Source organism: Mycobacteroides sp. H003 (assembly GCF_001440135.1).
GTDB classification, from domain to species: domain Bacteria; phylum Actinomycetota; class Actinomycetes; order Mycobacteriales; family Mycobacteriaceae; genus Mycobacterium; species Mycobacterium gwanakae.
Genome location: NZ_LJYL01000034.1, coordinates 1,202,208 through 1,222,014, shown reverse-complemented (window position 1 = coordinate 1,222,014; position 19,807 = coordinate 1,202,208). Strand labels below are relative to the sequence as shown.

22 protein-coding genes and 2 pseudogenes are annotated in these 19,807 nt (G+C 62.9%); 12 read left to right on the top strand and 12 right to left on the bottom strand.

Translation table 11 applies throughout. The annotated features are described in order from the left end of the window. Positions 1 to 8: 8 nt before the first annotated feature. Both AOT87_RS26020 and AOT87_RS26015 read right to left on the bottom strand, forming a co-directional pair. Positions 9 to 1,346 carry a hypothetical protein gene (locus AOT87_RS26020; protein ID WP_057967562.1) on the bottom strand — a complete coding sequence of 446 codons (1,338 nt, stop codon included), beginning with the start codon at positions 1,344 to 1,346 and terminating at the stop codon, positions 9 to 11. 75 nt (positions 1,347 to 1,421) lie between these two features. Beyond that, a pseudogene (locus tag AOT87_RS26015) lies at positions 1,422 to 1,856 on the bottom strand (lipase family protein); the annotation flags it as partial. On the opposite strand from AOT87_RS26015, the pseudogene AOT87_RS26010 reads away from it, so the two are divergent. After that, positions 1,855 to 2,391: pseudogene (locus AOT87_RS26010) on the top strand (hypothetical protein); the annotation flags it as partial. The pseudogenes AOT87_RS26015 and AOT87_RS26010 overlap by 2 nt on opposite strands. Here the strand turns inward: AOT87_RS26010 and AOT87_RS26005 are convergent. Beyond that, the gene (locus AOT87_RS26005; RefSeq protein ID WP_057967560.1) at positions 2,392 to 3,936 is read right to left on the bottom strand and encodes a carboxyl transferase domain-containing protein; all 1,545 of its coding nucleotides are present in this window, start codon (positions 3,934 to 3,936) and stop codon (positions 2,392 to 2,394) included. A gap of 110 nt (positions 3,937 to 4,046) precedes the next feature. On the opposite strand from AOT87_RS26005, the gene AOT87_RS26000 reads away from it, so the two are divergent. Genes AOT87_RS26000 through AOT87_RS25970 form a run of 7 tightly spaced genes read left to right on the top strand, consistent with a single transcriptional unit; the run spans position 4,047 to position 10,501 of the window. Next, a complete protein-coding gene (locus tag AOT87_RS26000) occupies positions 4,047 to 5,180 on the top strand; it encodes an acyl-protein synthetase (protein ID WP_057967559.1) in 1,134 nt (377 codons plus the stop codon). Continuing rightward, positions 5,180 to 5,581, top strand: a complete 402-nt coding sequence (locus AOT87_RS25995; protein ID WP_057967558.1) for an iron-sulfur cluster assembly scaffold protein — start codon at positions 5,180 to 5,182, stop codon at positions 5,579 to 5,581. Before AOT87_RS26000 ends, AOT87_RS25995 begins: the two co-directional genes overlap by 1 nt. Beyond that, positions 5,556 to 6,746, top strand: coding sequence for a cysteine desulfurase family protein (locus AOT87_RS25990; RefSeq protein ID WP_057967557.1), 1,191 nt, complete (start codon positions 5,556 to 5,558; stop codon positions 6,744 to 6,746). The genes AOT87_RS25995 and AOT87_RS25990 overlap by 26 nt, the downstream gene beginning before the upstream one ends. Beyond that, positions 6,743 to 7,849 (top strand): ABC transporter permease, encoded by a 1,107-nt coding sequence (locus tag AOT87_RS25985; RefSeq protein ID WP_057967556.1) that lies wholly within the window; start codon positions 6,743 to 6,745, stop codon positions 7,847 to 7,849. The genes AOT87_RS25990 and AOT87_RS25985 overlap by 4 nt, the downstream gene beginning before the upstream one ends. Positions 7,850 to 7,854: 5 nt before the next feature. After that, positions 7,855 to 8,541 carry an ABC transporter ATP-binding protein gene (locus AOT87_RS25980; protein ID WP_057967632.1) on the top strand — a complete coding sequence of 229 codons (687 nt, stop codon included), beginning with the start codon at positions 7,855 to 7,857 and terminating at the stop codon, positions 8,539 to 8,541. Then, positions 8,538 to 8,843, top strand: coding sequence for an acyl carrier protein (locus tag AOT87_RS25975; protein ID WP_030097502.1), 306 nt, complete (start codon positions 8,538 to 8,540; stop codon positions 8,841 to 8,843). The genes AOT87_RS25980 and AOT87_RS25975 overlap by 4 nt, the downstream gene beginning before the upstream one ends. Continuing rightward, positions 8,840 to 10,501, top strand: a complete 1,662-nt coding sequence (locus AOT87_RS25970) for an AMP-binding protein (RefSeq protein ID WP_057967555.1) — start codon at positions 8,840 to 8,842, stop codon at positions 10,499 to 10,501. Before AOT87_RS25975 ends, AOT87_RS25970 begins: the two co-directional genes overlap by 4 nt. On the opposite strand, the gene AOT87_RS25965 is transcribed toward AOT87_RS25970, so the two are convergent. Continuing rightward, positions 10,498 to 11,391, bottom strand: coding sequence for an amidohydrolase family protein (locus AOT87_RS25965; protein ID WP_057967554.1), 894 nt, complete (start codon positions 11,389 to 11,391; stop codon positions 10,498 to 10,500). The genes AOT87_RS25970 and AOT87_RS25965 overlap by 4 nt on opposite strands. Before the next feature lie 142 nt (positions 11,392 to 11,533). On the opposite strand from AOT87_RS25965, the gene AOT87_RS25960 reads away from it, so the two are divergent. After that, positions 11,534 to 12,247: a DUF1326 domain-containing protein gene (locus AOT87_RS25960; protein WP_057967631.1), complete on the top strand. Its 714-nt coding sequence runs from the start codon at positions 11,534 to 11,536 to the stop codon at positions 12,245 to 12,247. 61 nt (positions 12,248 to 12,308) lie between these two features. On the opposite strand, the gene AOT87_RS25955 is transcribed toward AOT87_RS25960, so the two are convergent. Together AOT87_RS25955 and AOT87_RS28915 are read right to left on the bottom strand one after the other, a co-directional pair. Next, positions 12,309 to 12,767 carry a GNAT family N-acetyltransferase gene (locus AOT87_RS25955; RefSeq protein WP_057967553.1) on the bottom strand — a complete coding sequence of 153 codons (459 nt, stop codon included), beginning with the start codon at positions 12,765 to 12,767 and terminating at the stop codon, positions 12,309 to 12,311. Beyond that, entirely contained in the window at positions 12,752 to 13,039 is a 288-nt protein-coding gene (locus AOT87_RS28915) for a hypothetical protein (RefSeq protein WP_157859035.1), read from the bottom strand. The genes AOT87_RS25955 and AOT87_RS28915 overlap by 16 nt, the downstream gene beginning before the upstream one ends. A gap of 352 nt (positions 13,040 to 13,391) precedes the next feature. Between AOT87_RS28915 and AOT87_RS25945 the strand changes: the two genes are divergently transcribed. After that, entirely contained in the window at positions 13,392 to 14,180 is a 789-nt protein-coding gene (locus AOT87_RS25945; RefSeq protein ID WP_057967630.1) for an SDR family oxidoreductase, read from the top strand. A gap of 83 nt (positions 14,181 to 14,263) precedes the next feature. On the opposite strand, the gene AOT87_RS25940 is transcribed toward AOT87_RS25945, so the two are convergent. Next, on the bottom strand, positions 14,264 to 14,548 hold the full coding sequence (locus AOT87_RS25940; RefSeq protein ID WP_030097496.1) for a hypothetical protein: 285 nt from the start codon (positions 14,546 to 14,548) through the stop codon (positions 14,264 to 14,266). 225 nt (positions 14,549 to 14,773) lie between these two features. After that, on the bottom strand, positions 14,774 to 15,088 hold the full coding sequence (locus tag AOT87_RS25935; protein WP_057967551.1) for a hypothetical protein: 315 nt from the start codon (positions 15,086 to 15,088) through the stop codon (positions 14,774 to 14,776). Between the two features lie 135 nt (positions 15,089 to 15,223). On the opposite strand from AOT87_RS25935, the gene AOT87_RS25930 reads away from it, so the two are divergent. After that, a complete protein-coding gene (locus tag AOT87_RS25930) occupies positions 15,224 to 15,844 on the top strand; it encodes an ABATE domain-containing protein (RefSeq protein ID WP_057967550.1) in 621 nt (206 codons plus the stop codon). Here AOT87_RS25930 and AOT87_RS25925 read toward each other — a convergent pair. Then, on the bottom strand, positions 15,841 to 16,500 hold the full coding sequence (locus AOT87_RS25925) for a DedA family protein (protein ID WP_057967549.1): 660 nt from the start codon (positions 16,498 to 16,500) through the stop codon (positions 15,841 to 15,843). The two genes, AOT87_RS25930 and AOT87_RS25925, sit on opposite strands and share 4 nt — an antisense overlap. Positions 16,501 to 16,655: 155 nt before the next feature. On the opposite strand from AOT87_RS25925, the gene AOT87_RS25920 reads away from it, so the two are divergent. Next, entirely contained in the window at positions 16,656 to 17,693 is a 1,038-nt protein-coding gene (locus AOT87_RS25920) for an endonuclease/exonuclease/phosphatase family protein (RefSeq protein ID WP_057967548.1), read from the top strand. Between the two features lie 3 nt (positions 17,694 to 17,696). On the opposite strand, the gene AOT87_RS25915 is transcribed toward AOT87_RS25920, so the two are convergent. From AOT87_RS25915 to AOT87_RS25905, 3 genes are read right to left on the bottom strand one after another with little or no spacing between them, the layout of a single operon-like run. Next, positions 17,697 to 18,125, bottom strand: coding sequence for a hypothetical protein (locus tag AOT87_RS25915; protein ID WP_070940450.1), 429 nt, complete (start codon positions 18,123 to 18,125; stop codon positions 17,697 to 17,699). A gap of 26 nt (positions 18,126 to 18,151) precedes the next feature. Next, positions 18,152 to 18,784: a phosphoribosyltransferase family protein gene (locus AOT87_RS25910; RefSeq protein ID WP_057967547.1), complete on the bottom strand. Its 633-nt coding sequence runs from the start codon at positions 18,782 to 18,784 to the stop codon at positions 18,152 to 18,154. Beyond that, positions 18,774 to 19,778 carry a LysR family transcriptional regulator gene (locus AOT87_RS25905; RefSeq protein WP_057967546.1) on the bottom strand — a complete coding sequence of 335 codons (1,005 nt, stop codon included), beginning with the start codon at positions 19,776 to 19,778 and terminating at the stop codon, positions 18,774 to 18,776. Before AOT87_RS25905 ends, AOT87_RS25910 begins: the two co-directional genes overlap by 11 nt. Between the last annotated feature and the right edge of the window lie 29 nt (positions 19,779 to 19,807).

Genomic DNA, 19,807 nt, shown 5'->3' with positions numbered 1-19,807 from the left:
CAGCACGGCTATCCGTCAGCGTCAACAGAATCCGGGTCCATTTCCGGTTGAATCCAACGGAATCCGGACTTGCTGCGTTCCATGAACCGGCGCTCGTAGGTGCCCTCGATCCTCTTGCCCTCCACGACACCGTTGAGCAGCAGCCGGTCCCGGCTGGGTTGATGCGCCTGAAGAACCAGCTGAGGTGGATCGGACTCACGCTTGCGCAACTCGAGCCGATCATCCTTGACCTGTAACAGCCACGCCGAGGTACGTCCGTCCGGCGTCTGGGAAACGAACTTCATCACGCTGAACTCCGCCACCGTGTCGCGGTGAGAGATCGCGACGTTGGGCCAGGGCGCCGGCTGAATCTGGTTTAGCGTTGCCCCGTGCCCGTCAATGGTGAATGACGTTGCATGCCAAACGCCGTCAAGACTCGAGGTTGGTGTCTTGTACGTCGAGTACACCGCGATCGACTGCAGGATGATGAGCGCGGTGAGAACCGATGCCACCCCGAACTTCAGCACGACACCGGTGGTGAGCACCCACTTCCGACTGGAGCCCAGGACTCGCCAAAGCCGCACCGGTTGCGTGCTCACGCGATTCAAGACCACCCGGACGAGGTTTGGCCACAGGGGTGCGGTGACGGCGACGGCTACCAGGAACAACTCTCCGGATACCTGTTTCACCGGAACGTCGTAGGTCATGTTGAGAAGGAACACCTGTGCCATGGCGAAGACAGACCCCAGGGCGCCCAGCACCCACGTGCGGTTCCACAGCAGCAGCAGTCCCGACACCAGTTCCACGAGCCCCGTGGCGATGGAGTAGGGCTCCGAGGCACCCATGAAACCCCAGAGCGTGTTGAACAAGCTTGTGTCACCGACCAATTGCAGCTGTCGATCGGGCAGAGCCATGAACCCCATCTGCGTGGGAATCGCTTTCGCGATTCCATACGTGATCATCGACATCGCGAGACCGAACCGAGCGAACACCCACAGCGAAGCTGCCAGGCCCCGATAGTTCGAGCGGCGGCGGTCCAACACCGTCCATATCGCGGTGATCGCCACGGCGAGGACGATCCACCCCAGGTGGTAGCACCACAGCCACAGCAGGTCGCCGCCGGAGGAGACGGTGAGTTCGATACCGCGACCGCGAATGAGGAAACTACCAATCTGGGCCGTCAGCCACAGCACCGGCTCAAACAAGCTGTAAAGACCCAGGTTGTCGTACACCGAAAGCAGGAGAATCCCGCCACCGATGGTGAACAGCAGACGGAATCCGACCTTCTGCAACGGGGTCCACCGCGGCGCGGTACCGGCTACCTCATCTTCGGCGGTGCCAGATTGCTCGGGCGCAACGGTCGTCATGCCAGCGAGCGTAGCCGTCCGATAGTGCTCCCCGCCTCCGGGAAAACCCTGAGTCACATCCTGATTCGAGGACGCCTAATCCCCCAGTGCGCCGCGCATCCAACGCAACACGCTGGGCATCGCCCACCCCGCTGCGATCAGATGTTCGCCAGGCACGGGCAGGTAGTCCACCGTCGCTCCCTTGGACCGCCAACTCTCGATGAGCGCCTTCGCGCCTTGCTCCGGGACGAACTGATCACCGATGAACCGATCGCGTGATCCGTGGTAGAGCAGGGTCGGCATCACGGGTGCCGCGGCGCCGGGCTTGTTCGCGGCGATCACATTCTGTGCAATCGTGGACTCGAAAGGCTCTGGAATTGCCGCTAACACGTCCAGATCAATACGTGCCACCCCGGCCACAGCCAGGGGCGGCTGGGGTAAGTCCTTGATCAAGGTCGTCATATAGAGAGCAAAGTCACCGAACAGCTCCAGCATGTCCGGATACTCACGCGCCTGCCCGATCGTGGCCGCGGTCATCACCGATCCTGCCGATGGGCGTCTGCTGGATCCCCTCGATGACTTTTCGCTGCAGGTGAGCGCGATAACCGCGCAGAATCTGGTGCTGCCGGTGCGGTCGACACCGGTTGACGGCGTGTACTGGTCTCAGGACAACAACCACATGACCTACGAGCGGTCGCGTGCGTTCGAACTCGCGTGCGTGGATCGCGATGACTTGCAACGCATCGGTGAGCAGGTGCGGCGGCAGTACGGTCAGGAATCGGTGCTCACCTTCGAATACCTACCGGCCGGAGATGCGGAGATAAACGCTGTGGCGGTGGAGGTTCCGGGCGTCGACCGCGTGCGGTTCCACGACGCGCTCGCGGCGGACGCATCCGCGCGGGAGGCGTTGGTCGGTGGGTCGATCACCGAAGACGGGTGGCTGATCCTGATTGCCGACATCAGGGATGTGAGCATCGCGCATCGCCTCGTGGATGCGGCCGGTGGCCGTTGGCAGGACGCCAGTATTCAGTATGGAAAACGCGATTTCATAGCGACAGGGGAATAGTTACCAGGTGTCGACGACGGATTTGCGCGGCGGCAGCGGCTCTCGCATGGCCGCGGCGAATGTCGAGGCGATGAGCGATCGCGTCTCTGCAGGATCGATCACATCGTCGATCTCGAATATCTGAGCAGCGTTGAGCGCCTTGGCATTCTCTTGTGCCGCTGCAGTGGCCTGACGCACCGCTTCCTCCCGGGCAGCCTCGTCGGGTATGGCCTCCAACTCCTTGCGCAGCCCCAGACGCACCGCGCCTTCCAAGCCCATGGGTCCCAGATGTGCGCCGGGCCAAGCCACCGTCAGCAGTGGTTCGTGCAGGCTGCCGCCGGTCATAGCTTGCGCGCCAAGGCCGTACCCTCGGCGCAGGATGACTGAGACGAGCGGTACGCGAAGTGCCGCTCCGGCGACGAGCATGCGCGAGGCGCGCCGCACCAATGCATCGGCCTCCGCTGCGGGACCCACCATGTATCCCGGGCAGTCGACCAACGAAAGAACCGGCAACCCGAATGCGTCGCACAGCTGCAGGAACCGAGCGGCCTTATCCGATGCGGCCGCGGTGATCGCTCCCGCCATCACCATCGAATTATTGGCCAGGATCCCGATGGCACGGCCCTCGATACGTGCGAGTGCCGTCACCATCTCGGGTGCGAACTTCTCTCGCAGAAATGTCACCGAGTCCTCGTCGGCCAGCGTCTCGATGATGGGCCCCACGGGATAGGCTCTCCGAGCACGTTCGGGAATCATTGTGCGCAAGACGGTTTGGTCCGCTGCACGTCCTGGCTCCTCTGCCCCTTGGAAGTACCCGATGAGCCGTTTGGCCACAGCGACGGCCTGCTGTTCGTCGTCGACGACAACGTCGACCACCCCGTTGGGCGACTGCACCGACAGCGGCCCGACCTCGTCGGGGTGTACCTCGCCGAGACCGCCGCCGGCGATCATGGCCGGACCGCCCATGCCGATGGATGTGTCTCTGGTTGCCACGATCAGATCCGAGCATCCCGCGATCACGGCATTGCCCGCAAAGCACCGGCCCTTGACCACGGAGATCCGCGGCACCACGCCCGACAGCGCGGCCCACAACTTGAATGCCCGTACGTCGAGCATCGAGACAACGGGATAGTCGGTATCCCCGGGACGTCCGCCGCCGCCCTCGGCGAAGAACACCGTCGGCAGCTTCATGCGCTCGATGAGGTCGAACAGCCGGTCCTTCTTGTGGTGTCCAAGCGCCCCCTGCGTCCCGGCGAGCACGGTGTAGTCGTAGGACAGCACGGCGCACGGATGACCTGCGATCCGTGCGGTCCCTGCTACCAGGCCGTCGGCGGGTGTGCGGGCGATCAAGTCGGCGATGTCCCGTCGCCGGCGCTGCGCAGCGATAGCGAATCGGCCGTATTCGACGAACGACTCCGCATCGACCAGGTCGGCGATGTTCTCTCGCGCGGTGCGGCCGCCGGCCGCGTGGCGGCGGGCAACTGCATCGGGACGAGCCGCGTCTTCGGTAAGCGCACGTCGCCTCAATAGCTCGGCGTGGTCCGCGCGCATTGGTTCATCAGCCATGGCCCGGACTCTTCCATAACGGCCCGAAACTCTGCGGGAACTTTTCCTCACGATGATTCGACCACTCCACCGGTGCCCTGTGTGGGCTAGGCAGTCAAAGGAGATGCGCAGTGGAATTGGTCACCATGCTCGGGATGCCGGGGGAAGCCCTCCGGGTGGCGCGTGAGGACTGGCGAGAGTCGCTCACCGACGTGGTGCGTCAGGCCTTCGCGCTGCACTTCGAACGTAATGGCTTCTACCGCGCCCAGTGTGACGCCGCCAGGCTCGCCCCGAGTGACATCCGTGACTGGGCTGACCTGCAGCGCATCCCTCTGCTTCCCGTCAGCATGTTCAAACAGGCTGGGGCGCATGTCCTCATGACCTGTGGCCTTGAGGATGTAGAGATCGAGATCCGTTCCACCGGCACCAGCGGTGTGCCATCGGTGGCGCGGCGCGATTCGACGACGGTCACCCGGGCATCGGTCGGAATCTTCGGTGGATACCGGGACTTCTTCGGTATCTCCCAGGGCGCGGGGCTGTTCTTGTGCCCATCCACTGCCGAGGTGCCCGAGATGGGCATGGTCAAGATCTTTAACCTTCTCACCGGCATGCTCGATGACCATCGCTATATCGTGCGTGAGTACTCCTTCGACCCCGAGGAGGCGTTGGTCCAGCTGCGGAGCTGGGAGGGCCGGATGACCCGGCACCTGATCGGTCCGCCGTTCATCATCGCCAGATTCCTCAAGTACCTGGAGTTGGAGGATATTCCGCTCGCCCTCGATCCCGACTCACTGATCATCATGTTGGGCGGCTGGAAGCAGTACACCGGTAACTCGATCAGCCGGGACGACTTCAACGAAAAGGCACAGCGCATGCTGGGCATTGACCGCACCCGCATCCGCGACATGTACGGCATGATCGAGTCCAACATGCTCGCCATCGAGTGCGAACATCAACGCAAACATGTGCCGCCGTGGTGCTACATCTCGATCCGCGACGTCACCGACGCGTCCGTCGAGCTTGAACCCGGTAAGACCGGCGGAATAGCGATCCTTGACGCGCTGAACACCGCGTATCCCGGCTTCCTGCTCTCCGACGACGTCGGGGAGGTAGACGAGGGTGACTGTCCGTGCGGCCGTACCGGCCAGACCGTGAAGTTCCGGCGGCGGCGCCAGGGCGCTGAATTAGGCTGCTGCGCAGTAAGTATCGAAAAGTACATCGACTCTCGGGAAGTCGTTTCCGAGTGCGAGTTGGCGGACGCCTAGTGCCCCGGTTCAGTCCGACGGTGGTCGATCACTTCACCAACCCGCGCAACTCGGGCCGCCTTGCGCAATCCGATGTTTCGGCCTTCATTGGCAACCCGGTGTGCGGGGACCAGATTCTGCTGACCGCGCAGGTGCAGGGCGAGACCGTGAGTCAGATCGGCTTCGAGGCCTACGGATGCTCGGCTTCCCTGGCGGTCGCGTCCATCCTCACCGAGCGGCTGACCGGCATGCCGGTGGAAACGATCGCCGCGATCGAAGCGGTGCAGGTCGCGGAATGGTCGGGGGGCCTCTCGCCGGAACAGCAGCACGTCGCCGCCCTGGGCGCCGATGTCGCACAACGCCTAGCCAACAACTATCGCAACGGAATTCACGAAGATGTCAGCGCCCTCCCCGGTACTTAGTCCACCCGCGCAGATAGCGCCGGCAGAGATCTACTTGGATTACGCCGCCACCGCACCCCTGCATCCACGTGCCGCACAGGCGATATTGAGCGGGCACCGGCTAGTCGGAAATCCGTCGAGCCGACACAGCGCGGGGCGGGACGCCGCGGACGCCCTCAGCGATGCCCGCCAGACCGTTGCCAGGCTCTTCGGCGCCGATGCCGAGGAGGTGGTGCTGACTTCCGGCGGAAGCGAGGCCAACACTCTGGCACTATGGGGAACCTTTGCGGCTGTGGGGTTTCAGGGCCACCTGGTGACCTCATCGATCGAGCATCCGGCAGTCCTGGCGAATGCTCATGCGCTGCGGGACCTGGGTGTGGAGGTGACCTTCGTCGATCCCGCGCCGACCGGGCATGTGGATGCGACGCAGGTGGCTCGTGCGTTGCGCCGCGAGACGCGGCTGATCTCGGTGATGCACGCGAACAACGAGACTGGTGCCATCCAGCCGGTTGGGGAGATCGCCGAGATCGCCGCACGGTCGGGTTCGGCGTTCCATGTGGACGCCGTGCACACGGCCGGCAAGCTTGATCTGACGAGCATTGGTGCCACAATGATCTCGGTCTCCGCGCACAAGTTTGGCGGACCACGGGGAATGGGTGCGCTACTGGTACGCGGTGGACATCAGCTGTTGCCGGTCATGCGCGGGGGACCGCAGGAGAACCGGTTGCGCGCGGGTACCGAAAACGTGCCCGGTGCGCTGGGCATGGCCGCCGCGGCCGACGCGTGTCTGAGCTCTGTCTCGATGGGCTACCGGCTGGGCATGCGCGACCGCCGCGAGCAGCTGCTCGACGGGCTACGCGCTGTCGGCGGTGTGCATCTCAACGTGACAGAGCCGGTGTTGGAGGAGACAATCAGCGTCCGCTTTGACGGAATTCGCGCCGACACCCTCGCCGACGATCTCGATATGCACGGCATCTATGTATCCACCGGATCGGCCTGTCACGCCGGAGAAGACTCGGTTTCTCATGTGCTGCAAGCGATGCAGTTGACCCAGGACCAGGCGCGGGCCACGGTGCGGATCTCGATGGGGCCTGACGTGTCACCGGATGACGTCGACAGGGTCGTCGCGGTCACTACCCAGGCCGTACACAGGTTGCGCGACATGGCCGGTGGGATGGTTCGATGATCGTTGCCGTCAAGAACCTTGTCGCAGAGCGCGCCCGATTTGTCCTTTCGGTGATCGGGGTCGCCGTCGCGGTGATCCTGGTGTTGGTGATGTCCGGCATCTTCGTGGGAACCACGAATCAGGTCACCACTTACATCGACCACTCCAAGGGGGCGGTGTGGGTTGCCCAGCCCGGCGTTTCCCAGATGTTCCGCGCGGTGTCGTGGTTGCCCGCTGACGGCAAGGACCGGCTGTTGAAGGTCCCTGGTGTGCAGTCCGCCGAACCGATTCTGGGGCTCCCATCTGATTTCGTGCATGACGGCGGGCACACCGCGTACTTCGTCGTCGGATACGACACGGCCACCGGCGTGGGCGGCCCGTGGTCATTGTCGGAGGGGCGCAACGTAGCGGGACCTGGCGAGGTCGTGCTCGATCGTGTCCTCGCCAAGAAGAACAAGATCCATGTTGGCGACACGGTGCAGCTCGTAGACGGTGATTTCACGGTTGTGGGGTTGTCGAACCAAACGGCCGCCGTGGGCAACTTCTATGCGTTCATCTCGCTGCCCGATGCAACGCGTCTACTGCGTGCGGGAAATCGCGTGTCCTACTTCCTGGTTCAACCGGCCGAGGGATTCAGCACGGACCAGGTCGCGGATTCGGTCCGCAAGTCGGTTCCCGGAATGGATGCGCTCACGTCGGCCACCTTCGCCGAGAACAGCCGGGCCATCGTCATCTCGATGATCGGCAGGCCGTTGAAGACGATGATCGGGATCGCCGCGCTGGTCGGAGTGGCGCTGGTGGGCCTGACCGTGCTCGCGGTAACCACCGAGCAGATGGGTGATTTCGGGGTATTGCGTGCACTGGGTGTCCGCCCGGCGCAGCTGTGCCGCACTGTGATTGCTCAGGCCGCGCTGATCGCCGGGCTCGGGTATCTGCTGGGTGCGAGCGTTACCTATGGGGTGCAGTTTCTGCTGAAGGACCGAATGGGCGACGTCATGGTGGAGGTCACTCCCACCATGCTCGCGGCGATGGCGGCCGCCACGGGCGTCATGGCGATCATCGGATCATTGATCCCGGTCCGGCGGGTCACACGGATCGATCCCGCTCAGGCCTTCCGGAGGTGAATTCGATGAATCCTGTTTTGCAACTTGAGAATGTGGAACACCAATACGGCACAGGCGATGCCGCGGTGCGTGCTTTGCGGGGTCTGGATCTGATGGTCAAACCCCACGAGGTGGTTCTGGTTGTCGGCCCCTCCGGCGGAGGCAAGACCACGGCACTTCTTGTCATGGGACTGCTGCTAACTCCAAGTTCGGGGTCCATCCGGATCGATGGACAGAACGTTGGCGAGCTCGGCGAACGGGAACGAGCACGAATCCGATTGGAGCGGTTGGGCTTCCTATTTCAGGAATACAACCTGCTCAACGCGTTGACGAGCGCTGAGAACGTGGCGCTGCCGCTTCGTTATGCCGGGGTCACGAAGGACGCCGCTATGACAAGGGCTAGGGAACTGTTGACCGAGCTGGGATTGGGGCACCGCACCGGCCATCGCCCACCGGCGCTCTCGGGCGGAGAGAAGCAGCGCGTCGCCGCCGCACGCGCCCTGGTGGCGCGACCAGGTCTGGTCCTGGCCGATGAGCCCACCGCGAACCTGGATTCGGCTACCGGGAAGAAGGTGGCGGAACAACTCGCGGATGCCGCTCGGACTCAAGGTGCGGCGGTGGTGATCGTGACACATGATCTGCGCCTCACCGGGATCGCTGATCGGGTGCTGCACCTCGAGGACGGCGTGTTGCTGGAGAAAGAGGAAGAATGACCGAAACCGTTGCGCTCCCTGATGATACGGAAATCATCGGTGCACTTCGAGATGCCTTGACCCGGCTGCTTCCCGCGGAAGATCTGGCACAGGTCGATCTTGAAGCGGTCGATGTCGATTCGCCACTACTCGCCTTACCCGTCGACTCGGTGGTGCTGATGGCGTTGATGAACGAGTTGGAGGATAGGTTCTCGGTCTTTATTCCCGAGGAAGAAGCCTTCGCGTTCACGGTGGTGGGCGACATCGGAGTGCTCATCCGTCAGCGCCTTAGCGATAAGGCGAAACGCCGCGAACAGGCATGACTGACATAGCAATCAGTCGGCATGCGAAGGCTAATGCACCGGCCCTGGCCTCCGGCGCGATCGATTACGCCGCGCTGCTGCGCTCGGAGTTGGAGCAGATCGACTTCTACGACTCGCGCCGCCATCTGTATACGCTTGCGGCAGTAGACCTAGTCCATGCCACAAGGACTCGTGCGGCGGCGCTGGCTGCTCGGGGTCTTCGTCGTGGCGACCGGGTGGCAATGATTGCGGCGAGCGACGAGGAGTACCTGACCACGCTGCTGGCAGTACTCTTGCTGGGCGCGGTACCGTGCGCGATCGCACCGCCTCCGACGCCGTCCCGACCGGAATCTGCAGGAGTGGCGCATCTGGTTGCGGCGCTGGGGGTGCTGAACCCGGCCATGGTCATCACACAGCCACGGATAGAGGTGGCGATCACGCACCCGTTGGTCGTGATGTATGACGAGCTGACTGATGCTGAACCGATTGACTGGCAGCGGTGCTCACACGCAGATCCCGGCGACATCCACCACATCCAGCTCACTTCCGGATCCACGTCGGCCCCTAAAGCCGTACTGCTGACGCACGGCAATGTGGTGCACAACGCCACGGCAATCGCTTACGGCACAAAGGCATTACGCGGGCGGGACCGAGTGTTCAGCTGGCTGCCGTTCTACCACGACATGGGATTCATCCAGGTGCTGGCCGCGCTGCTCTACGGCCTTCGGATCGGTGTGATGACCCCGATGGGGTTTTTGCGGGATCCGGTGTCCTGGCTTCGGCACATGTCCCAGCACGGGTCCACACACACCGCAGGGCCGCCGTTCGCGTATCGAGCAGTGGCGGAGGCGATCTCGCGTGGCGGCTCGATAGCAGACGTGGACTTGTCGTCACTGCGGCACGCCTACGTCGGCGCCGAGCCCATCGCGTTCTCGGTGCTGCGCGAGGTTACCGAACGGTTTGCACCGCTAGGGATGCGGACCGATGTGTTGGTGCCGTGTTACGGCATGGCCGAGACAGTGCTCGCCACAACCGTTGCGCTGCAAGCCGGTATGTCTGACGCGCCATCCTTCGGACGGGTGCGGGTTGGTCGCGGCCCGGATGACGGCGAGCCTGTGGTCTCCTGCGGGAAGGTGGTGGATGGCCTGGAACTTCGGATCGTCACCCCGGTCGGTGCGCGCTCATCAGACGGTACGGTCGGCGATATTCAGGTAAGGGGGCCATCGGTGATGGCGGGCTACCTCACCGCAGACGGGGGAGTGGCCACGCCTGTGGGTGGATGGCATGACACCGGCGACCGGGGCTTTCTCACCGATGGCGAACTGTTCGTGGTGGGCCGGCACAAGGAGATGCTGATCGTGCGGGGTCGCAATTTCCCGCCCTACGACATCGAGCGGGAGATCGACAGTATGTCCGGCGCCGGTGGAGTATCTGTCGTCTTCTCCTTGCGTGACGAACAGCGGGCCCGTGAGTCGGTGATCGCCGTCGTCGGGACCCGCGCGGCAGTCGACGAGTATGCGGAACTTCGGACACGTATCGCCGGGGGTGTGCGTGCCGCCTTCGGGTTCTCCCTCGATGAGGTGGTTGTGGTGCCGGCGCGGACCATTCCCCGGACCACGAGCGGAAAACGTCAGCGGCTCATGGTCCGGGAGGCCTATCGGGCGGGCTCGCTCGTCTAGCTGTCAACACGGAATAGTGCGGCGCCATTGCGGTAGAGGACATCGCGCATCCAGTTGTCGTCGACACCGGGCAACGTCTGCAGCGCGGTGACCGCTTCGGCATATCCGTAGGGGATGTTCGGAAAGTCGCTGCCGAAGAAGATCTTGTGACCGAGATCTATCAGTCGGGGGTAGGCGGATTCCGGAAACGGCGCCTTCTCATTCGAGAACGTGGTGAAGGCCATGGTGGTGTCGAGACGTACCTCGTCGTACTGCGCGGAGATATCGAGAAAGTCGGAGTACTCGGGCATACCCATATGCGCGATGATCAGGCGCAGGCGGGGGAACTGCTTGAGCAGCACCCGGATTGGCTCGGGCCCGGTGAACTCGCCCGGCGCCGGTCCGGAGCCGCAGTGGATCACCACCGGAACAGCGGCGTCCTCGAGAAGCCCCCACACGGGGACGAGCAGCGGATCGACGGGGGAGAACGCTCCCACCTGGATGTGGACCTTGAAGACGCCCGCGCCAGCCTCGATAGCCTCGCGCACGTAGTCGATGGCGTCGGCTTCGGGAAAGAAGGTGGCGGTGTGCACGCAGTCCGGGGTCTGCGCCGCGAACTGGGTGGCCCACTGATTCAGCCAGGCAGCCATCTGCGGCTTGTGGGCATAGATCAACGAGGTGAACCGGAGCACGCCGAACTCTCGCAGCGTCTGCACCCGCTGGGACTCTTCGGTGCGGTAGGTGATCGGCCAGGGGCGCCCGATGAGAGGCCCCGCCGAGTCGAAGTACGCCCACACCTTGTCCATGACGGGCTTGGGCATGAAGTGGGTGTGCACGTCCACGATCCCCGGGACACCCAGCTCCTGCCAGATCTTTGTGACAGGTGTGGGGTCGAAGGCTGATTCGGGCATACGCCTATCTATATCAATCGAGTTTTCTTGGCCTCCAGCGGCTTCGAAATATACCCCCTAGGGGTACTTGCCAAGGTGTGTCGACCGCTGCTACGTTCGGGATGTCAGATACCCCTATGGGGTATAGAAAGGAATGGACGAAATGTCGGCGACAGATACCTACGACTGGAATCTCAAGGGCGATTGGTTCGACGTGTGCAGCTGCAAGCTGCCCTGCCCGTGCAGCTTTGCGCAGGAGCCCACACACGGGGACTGCCTGTTCACCTTGGTGTGGCATGTCAGCGAAGGCCATTGGGGTGACGTTGAGTTGAGCAATCTGGGCGTGGTTGCCCAGGGCGAATTCAAGGGGAATATGTGGATAGGTGACCCTGACGCGACCATGAAGCTGATGTTCTACATCGACGAGTCGGCGGACGCCCGCCAGCGCATCGCCCTCGAGCGGATCTTCACCGGTAAAGAGGGCGGCTGGCCCGCGGAGTTCGCGAGCCTCATCGAGGAGTTGCGCGGCATCGAGTACGTCCCGATCAACTTCGACAAGGCCGACGATCTGGCGAGCTGGGGTGCGGAGATCCCCGGCAAAGTGGATCTCCGTGTTGAGGCCCTGACCGGCCCGACCGCCGACCCAAGTCGTCGGGTTACCACCGCGAACGCCCCAGGAGCCGAGGTAGGCCCTGGTCAGATCGCGACCTGGGGTGTGGTCAAGAAGGACCACTCGGTCGGGTTCGAGTGGTCACATGAGCATCGCGGTGAGTCGAGCAAGCATTTCCCGTTCGATTGGCGTCCTGACGGCAAGGTTGAGGTTGTCTCGGAGGAGCTGGTGTCGGCTCAGCAGGGTGGATGCTGCTGCTCGGACTGAGCAGGACCGAACCGGAAACGCCCTCGGATGCGGTCCGGGGGTGTTTCCGGTTCTCACGCGACTAGCCGTCTTGCGGCCGCCACACCATCATCGCGTGGGCGTCTGTGAATCCGCAGCGCCGGTAAAGGGGGACGGACAGCTCGGAAGGAGAGAGAACGAGTTTGGCGTAGTGTCGACGCTCGGCTTCCGCAAGTGCGGTCTGAATGAGTCCTTCGCCGATGCCGCGATCTCGCGCGGATGGGAGGACATACAAGTGGCCGAGGTATCCCCAGCTCGCCGCCGATCGAGGGTTGGGGCTGGGCATCCTTTCATGCCTCGTCACGCACACCATTCCAACGGCGTGTCCCTCGTAGTGCGCCGTCCAGACGGTGCGCGAAATCATCCAGGACGCGACTTGAGACACGAACTCAGGCGGCGGTGTCTCGGTGACGTGGTGGCCTGGAAGGTCTTCTTGTGCCCAGTGCCAACGTAATGCGGCGACATCGGCCGGATCGCCCAGAGTGATTACGTGTCCGACCATGGCGCCATTGTCGTTGGTAGGCCAAAGAGCCGACGAATCAACAGCACACGAAGTCCCCATCGATGTGGATCCGTGACGGTCCCGGTGATGGAGCGTTCGATGTTGTCGAGAAGTTGTTCGACGACCGCGTCGTGTGCTGGGATGACGAGAGCCTTGAGCTTGATCCAATCGCTGGCGCTGCATTCGAGGTCGAGTGTGTGCCGAAGCAGCACTCCAGCATGGCGGGGTACCGCTTCGAAGACATGCCTGCCGTCAATGACGTTCCCGTTCACGCTGTCGAAGGTGAACTCAGCGAACCGTCCGGGAAGATATGCAGTGCATGTGTATCGGATACTCCCATGCCCCCCGCTGGCGCCGTCGGCCAGTAAGCGATCCAAAATCATTGGGCTCCAGTCGGTTCCCGGCCATATTCGGTCTTGCGGCGATCCGAGGGTCGCGAACAACGGCTTGACGGCGTCGAGTGTTGCTCCTGGGAGTAACCGTTCGTGAACGTTCCTGACTCGCCAGGCAGGTACGGCACTGCGACCGCTCCAGCGGACGCGTCGACGATGGAACGGGTTCATGATTCCAGTCAATCAGCCCGTTCGGGAATGAACTCGGGTGCGGGGCGACTTCATTGAATACGTGAACATCGACCTGACCGGTAAGACAGCGCTAGTAACGGGATCCACACAGGGCATTGGCCTGGAGATTGTTAGGCAGCTCGCGGCCAGTGGTGCGCGCGCTGTGGTCAACGGCCGGTCCCAGGAACGCGTTGACGCGGCTATCGCGGAGGTTGGGCTTCAGAACGGCAGCGTGATCGGTGTTGCGGCGGACGTCTCGACAGCGGAAGGTGTCGAGTCGCTTCGTGCGCAACTCCCCGAAGTGGACATCCTGGTCAACAACTTGGGCATCTTCGGGGCGGCACCGGCCCGCGAGATCACCGATGAACAGTGGCGGAACTATTTCGAGGTGAACGTGCTGTCCGCCGTGCGCCTTATCCGTGAGTACTTGCCGGGAATGATTGACGCCGGATGGGGCCGCGTCATTCAGATCGCCAGTGACTCGGCGATTGTCATCCCGCAGGAGATGATCCATTACGGGGTCTCCAAGACCGCGCTGTTGGGAGTCACACGAGGATTCGCGAAGGACGCGGCCGGCTCGGGTGTCACCGTCAACTCGGTCATCGCCGGTCCGACGCACACCGCGGGTGTGGAAGATTTCGTCTATCAGCTCGTCGATAAGTCGCTGCCCTGGGATGAGGCACAGCGTGAATTCATGAAGAAGCATCGCCCTCAGTCGCTGCTGCAGCGATTGATCGAGCCGGCGGAGATCGCCAATCTGGTGGTCTATCTCAGCTCGCCGCTGGCCTCGGCCACGACAGGTGCTGCGGTTCGCGCCGACGGCGGGTACGTGGACTCGATCCTGCCCTAGTCCCAATCGGGCTTAGCGCCGAACAACACTAAGGGCCGCCTCCGGAGGTTATTCCGGAAGCGGCCCTTAGTGTTTCCGACGGACTAGTTGATGCCGCCGATGTACTGGCCACTAGCGGGAGGGGTGTACCGCATTTGTGGGCCGGAGGTGTTCATCGTGTACTGGCCGGTGCCCAGCCGGGCGTGGTCGCGGTTGTTGCCCCCTGAGCCGTTGTTACCGGCGCCAGCGACCAGAGCGGAGGTGGGGGCCGTTGCCAATTCGATGGCGGCGAAGGTGGGCACCAGGATCGCGAGACCGATGCCGGCCGCGGCGACAACGCGGCGAGCGTTAGTGGAGATTGCCTGCGAGGTGGCGGTGATAGCGGTCATTTTGTCTGTGCTCCAATGCTTTTGAAGATCTACTTGCGATGCTTCTAATAACGTGAGCGCTATCGGCTGCAATCCGTCATCACCTGTGATAAGTCAGTCAGCCGGGGCCGGAATAATCTCGAGCACCGGCCTGTTCGATTAAGCAAGACAACCGAATACGTCAAACGCGGACTCCCCACGGCCATTCGACCGGGGGCAGTCCGCGTTAGCTTCTGTAGCGTGTCTTCAGTTGTGGATGGGGCAGGAGATGTCGACGTAGACCGTGGAGAAAGCGGTGGCGCCGCGCAGTCCTTCGACACCGGTCACCACGCACTCCGATAGTGGTGTGTCTGCGATGCCGTTCAACTGAACCGTGTAACCCTGCGCCTGTAGTTGGTTCACGGTGTCTGCGGCCGACGAGCCGCCCCCGGCGGACGCAGAGGCTTGTGCGGTGACTGCGAATGAGGCCACGGCCATCGCCCCGAGTGCGGCCAGCGCCACCATGAACGAAACTGCCGATCGGATGGCCGACCGGGTGAATGAGGTGATCTGGGTGTTCATGGCGGTTCCTTCCACCGTCGGAAAGTTCTAACGCTTAGAGGAACCTTTAAGCATTAGGTGGTATTTCCTCTGCACTGTTAGATAGGACACATGGTTACAAGTGGTCCTATCCATTAGGAGAGATAAGGTCGTGGCATGGAAACAAGCACGTCGGGCACTATCGCCGCCATCTTGGGTGAGCCACTCCCCGTGGAGCTGATGAACACCGTCCGCGGTGGGCGCGGAGAGGTAATGGATGCTCTGGAGGGCGATCAGCCTGTGCATGCGTGGCTCGAGGCTATGGCGGATCGGATACTGGCCGAATCGGGGGCGCACACTATTGCCTTCTCGCTGGAGGATGCCCAGTTCATCGCCGACGATCTGCGGGCTCTGCGTGACGCCCTACGGTGTCTGGCCGCGGAGGTCACCGCAGATCCGAGACCGCCGACATCGGGCATGACGCACACCCAGGCCGTCACCATGATCAACACGCTTGCTCGTGCTCGGGCAGAGCTGGTATGGCCGGTGGGCGGAGAACCCAGCAGGGCGGCGACGGCCCGCGGATCGCAAGCACGGTTGACGGTCGGTCTGATCGCGCGTCAGGCGATCGACTTCTTCGGTGGCCCGGAACGTCACCGGCTGCGGGCCTGCCTGTCGTCGCACTGCGTGCTCTATTTCGTCAAGGAACATCCCCGTCGCGAGTGGTGCACCCCGAAATGCGGTAACCGTGCGCGGGTGAAGCGGCATTACGACCGCCAAACCTCGACGGGTGCTTAGCCGCTGTCGGTGACTGCGCGCCGCTTCTCCAAGTACACCTTGGCCGCTGTGGCGGCGGCCGGGAGCGTCGACAAGATGGCGATCACCAGGATGAAGACGTCCAGATGCTCACCGACGAAGGCGACGTTACCCAGAAAGTAGCCGACCGTCGTCAGCCCGACACCCCATGCCGCACTACCAATAGCGTTGTACAGCAAGAAAATTGGATACCTCATGCCAGACATGCCGGCGATGACCGGGGTGAAGGTGCGGACCACGCCGATGAACTGCGCGACGAGCAGCGTCTTGGGTCCGTGTCTGTCGAAGAACTCTCGAGAGGCGGTCAGATACCGCTGTTTGAAGAAACGTGCGTCTTCTTTTCTGAACAATGCCGGGCCGAGCCGGCGTCCGATGAAGTACCCGCATTGACTTCCCAGTAGGGCCGCTAACGCCGCACATGGCGCCAGCACCTGGATCGAGACAGGGGAATTCGGCTGAGCGGCAATCAGCCCCGCGGAGAACAACAGCGTGTCACCGGGCAGGAAGGGAAATAGTAAGCCAGTTTCGATGAAGACGATGACCATGACGCCGGCCAGGACGGCGCCGCCGAATAGTCCGCCCTCGCCCAGCCAATACATCGGATCCATGACGTCCGAGGGCGCCAGACCCATGTCCATGGCTGGAAGTTAGCCACGGAACATGGCGGGACAGGAAACAACACGAGAACCCCACCTGGCGTGCTCGCGGTCGGTGAGCGTTCGGGTGTGACTGATGAGTGGCAACCGGGTGAATACTCTCGACGTTCGACGGTTCGCGGAATACCTTGACGAGCATGGCCCGCACCACCTTCAGCGTCGCGACGTTCAACATGTACAACCTGCAGGACGCAGACACTCCGCTCTATGCCACGTCGAAGCCATGGACTCCCGAGGAGTTCAAGCGCAAGACCGAATGGGCGGCATGGCAACTGGGGACTCTCGGCGCCGACATCGTCGGCTTGCAGGAAGTGTGGAGCAAAAGTGCCCTGGAGGCGGTCCTTGCGGTAGATCCGCAGAGCCTGGCCGACGAGTACGACGTCCTGGCCACTCCGGCGGTAGGAACCTCGATTACCTGCGCCGCGTTGGTGCGCAAGGGCCTCCTCACCGGAGAGCCCAAATGGATAACCGACTTCCCCAAGGCGGTGCGGCTTGAATCCAGGGATGACCCGGCCGATCCCCAGGCGCCTGTCATCGACGTCTCGATCAAGAGCTTTTCCCGGCCGGTCTTGAACTTTCAGGTTCAGCTGCGCGACGACGAACCGGCCACGGAAATCTTTGTGGTGCACCTCAAGTCCAAGCTGCCCACGCAGATCAGCAAGGAGGCCTGGTACAAGAAGTCCTCGGCGACGTATCGGCCACATCAACAGGCGCTGGGCGATGGGATCTCAACCATCCGCCGTACGGCCGAGGCGGTAGCCGTACGGGTGCTGCTCAACGGCGTCATGCGCGACACGGAGACTCCGGTCGTCGTACTGGGCGATATCAACGACGGCAAGGAGAGCAACACGGCCAACATCCTGACGAGCCAGCCGCGCTATCTCGTCGGAGACTCGCAGGGGGGCAGTGATTTTGGTCTTTATTCGGCGCAGACGTTGCAGGAGTACCGGGACACCCGCGACGTGTATTACACCCACGTGCATCAAGATCTGCGGGAGTCGCTCGACCACGTGATGGTGAGCGAGCAGTTCTATGACCACAGCCGCAAGCGGGTGTGGCTCTTCGAAGGGCTGCTGATCAACAACGATCATCTCAACTTCGAGAATCATCGGGAGACTGGTACCGGAGACCACGGCATCGTCAGGGTGAGCTTTAAACACGACCCCGTGAAGTGACAGTCACGAGACGCTGAGAACTCTTCGGTCGCCGAGAGGGGTCGCCAGTGGCACGGCGAGGCTGCCTTGAACGGCGATCAGGATGCAGGCCTTGCCTGCGGCCTCCGGCGGCGTACCACCGCGCAACGCAACCGCGACGGCGTCGTCGGTCTCTCGGACAGTGGCGTGCACGCCGTGGCACTGTGGGGTGCCGCTGGTGAAGTACACGATCACGGCCGTGCTGTCGGGGGACCGACTCCACGTGTCGAATGTCATCGGACGGCTGTCGAGGATTCGTGCGTCGTCCTCAAACACGACAGATGAAGCGGGAAGCGCGACCTCGGTCGGGGTAGCCGCCGAGGTATCGGCTGCTGCTCGTGGCGTATCGAGCCCGCCGTCGCCACAGCCCACCAGGAGGGCGAGGGGGAGGACTGCCATCACAACCAGGTGCATGGCACCACGGTATGCGCCCGACCGGACTATTTGGCGATCTGCGGCGAGAGCAGGGCACGGACCTCTTCGTCGGAGACCTGACGAAAGTCCTCGTACGCATCCCCCACTGCCTGGAATGGAGAGGGACAACAGGCGACCACGAAATCGTCCACCAGGGAATTGAATCGGTGGAACGCCGATCGAGGTGCAACAGGAACGGCCGCCACCACCCGAGCCGGCGATGTTCGCCTGATCGCGAGCAGTGCGACCCGCATCGTGGCGCCGGTGGCGACGCCATCGTCGACCAGAATGGTTGTCTTGCCCTCGATTTCGATACTGCGATGTCTCAGGTACAGCCGTTCGCGCCGGGCGAGCTCACGACGTTCATTGGTGGTCACAGTGCGGAGCTGTTCCTGGCTGATCCCCATGGTGCGCACAATGCCCTCGTCGACGACTACCTCTCCGCCGCTGGCGATGGCACCCATCGCGTACTCCTCGTGTCCGGGTACGCCGAGCTTACGAACGACCAGCACCTCTAACGGGGCATTCAGGGCTGTCGCGATCTCCCGCCCCACCGGTATTCCGCCGCGAGGCAACGCGAGCACCACCACATCCTGCTCCTGGTACGGCGCAAGGATGCCTGCCAGTACGCGGCCCGCGTCCTGGCGATCACTGAACATCCGATGCGTGTGCGACATGGGAGGGACTCGGAATGCTTGCCCGGATGTCTCCATCTTCCAACTGCGATCCCGCGCTGACAACAGTTGCACCACGGGCATTCTCGAAAAGCCTGTTACGGACGGTCGACACTGAATGCGGGAGCCAGACCGCCTGAACGGGAACCAATGGGGGATTGGCGATCTCGATCACCTTCACCTTGCCGTGGTAGACGGCGCCGGGGTCATCGGTGACGAACGCGCAATGATCGGGGTGGGCCAGCACGGCCGTATGCGGCGGAGTGCCCTGCACCGGATTGACCAGCAATTGGGGTTCGAAACCGCTTCGACGGCAATGTGAAACCAGCAAGTCCGTGTAGTACGAGTGTCGAGGTGGAGCCCACACCACGATGGGGTGCTCGGCGATCTCCGTGATGTCGATGCGATTGTGGGCGGCAAGGGGGTGAGAGCGCACGACGGCGATACGCAACGGCTGATACAGCAGGGTGTCGGTGGCCAAATCTGCGGGCATATCCACCCCGCGCCGTAGGGCCAAGTCCAGTGAGCCGTCCAGGAGGCCATCACCGATGGTGCTCGGGAAGACCTGTCGGACGGTGATCGACACTGTGGGATCCGCGATGACCGTCGGCTCGATGATCCGGTAGACCTCCTCACTGGAAATCGCCGGAGAGTGTCCGATGACAAAGGCCCGCTGGGGATTCGAGTGGTTTCGTGTCGCATTGGCCAGCACGCGTATTCCGGCTAGAAGTGGTTTTGCACCGGTGTACAGCTCGTGGCCGGCATCGGTCAGTTGCAGGCTGCGTTGCGCGCGTGAGAAGAGCGCGACGCCGAGGTCGCGCTCGAGCTGGCGTATCGCCGAGGACAGTGCCTGTTGCGTGATGAACAGCTCAGCCGCCGCGGCCGCGAGCGTCGGGGCTTCCGCGGCCACGACGAACTGAAACAATCGCCGGGAATCCAGCAAATTGACCAGTGAACTACCCTCTGCTGTCGCGCTCATCTGCAATGACAACTCCTGATTGTGTTTAT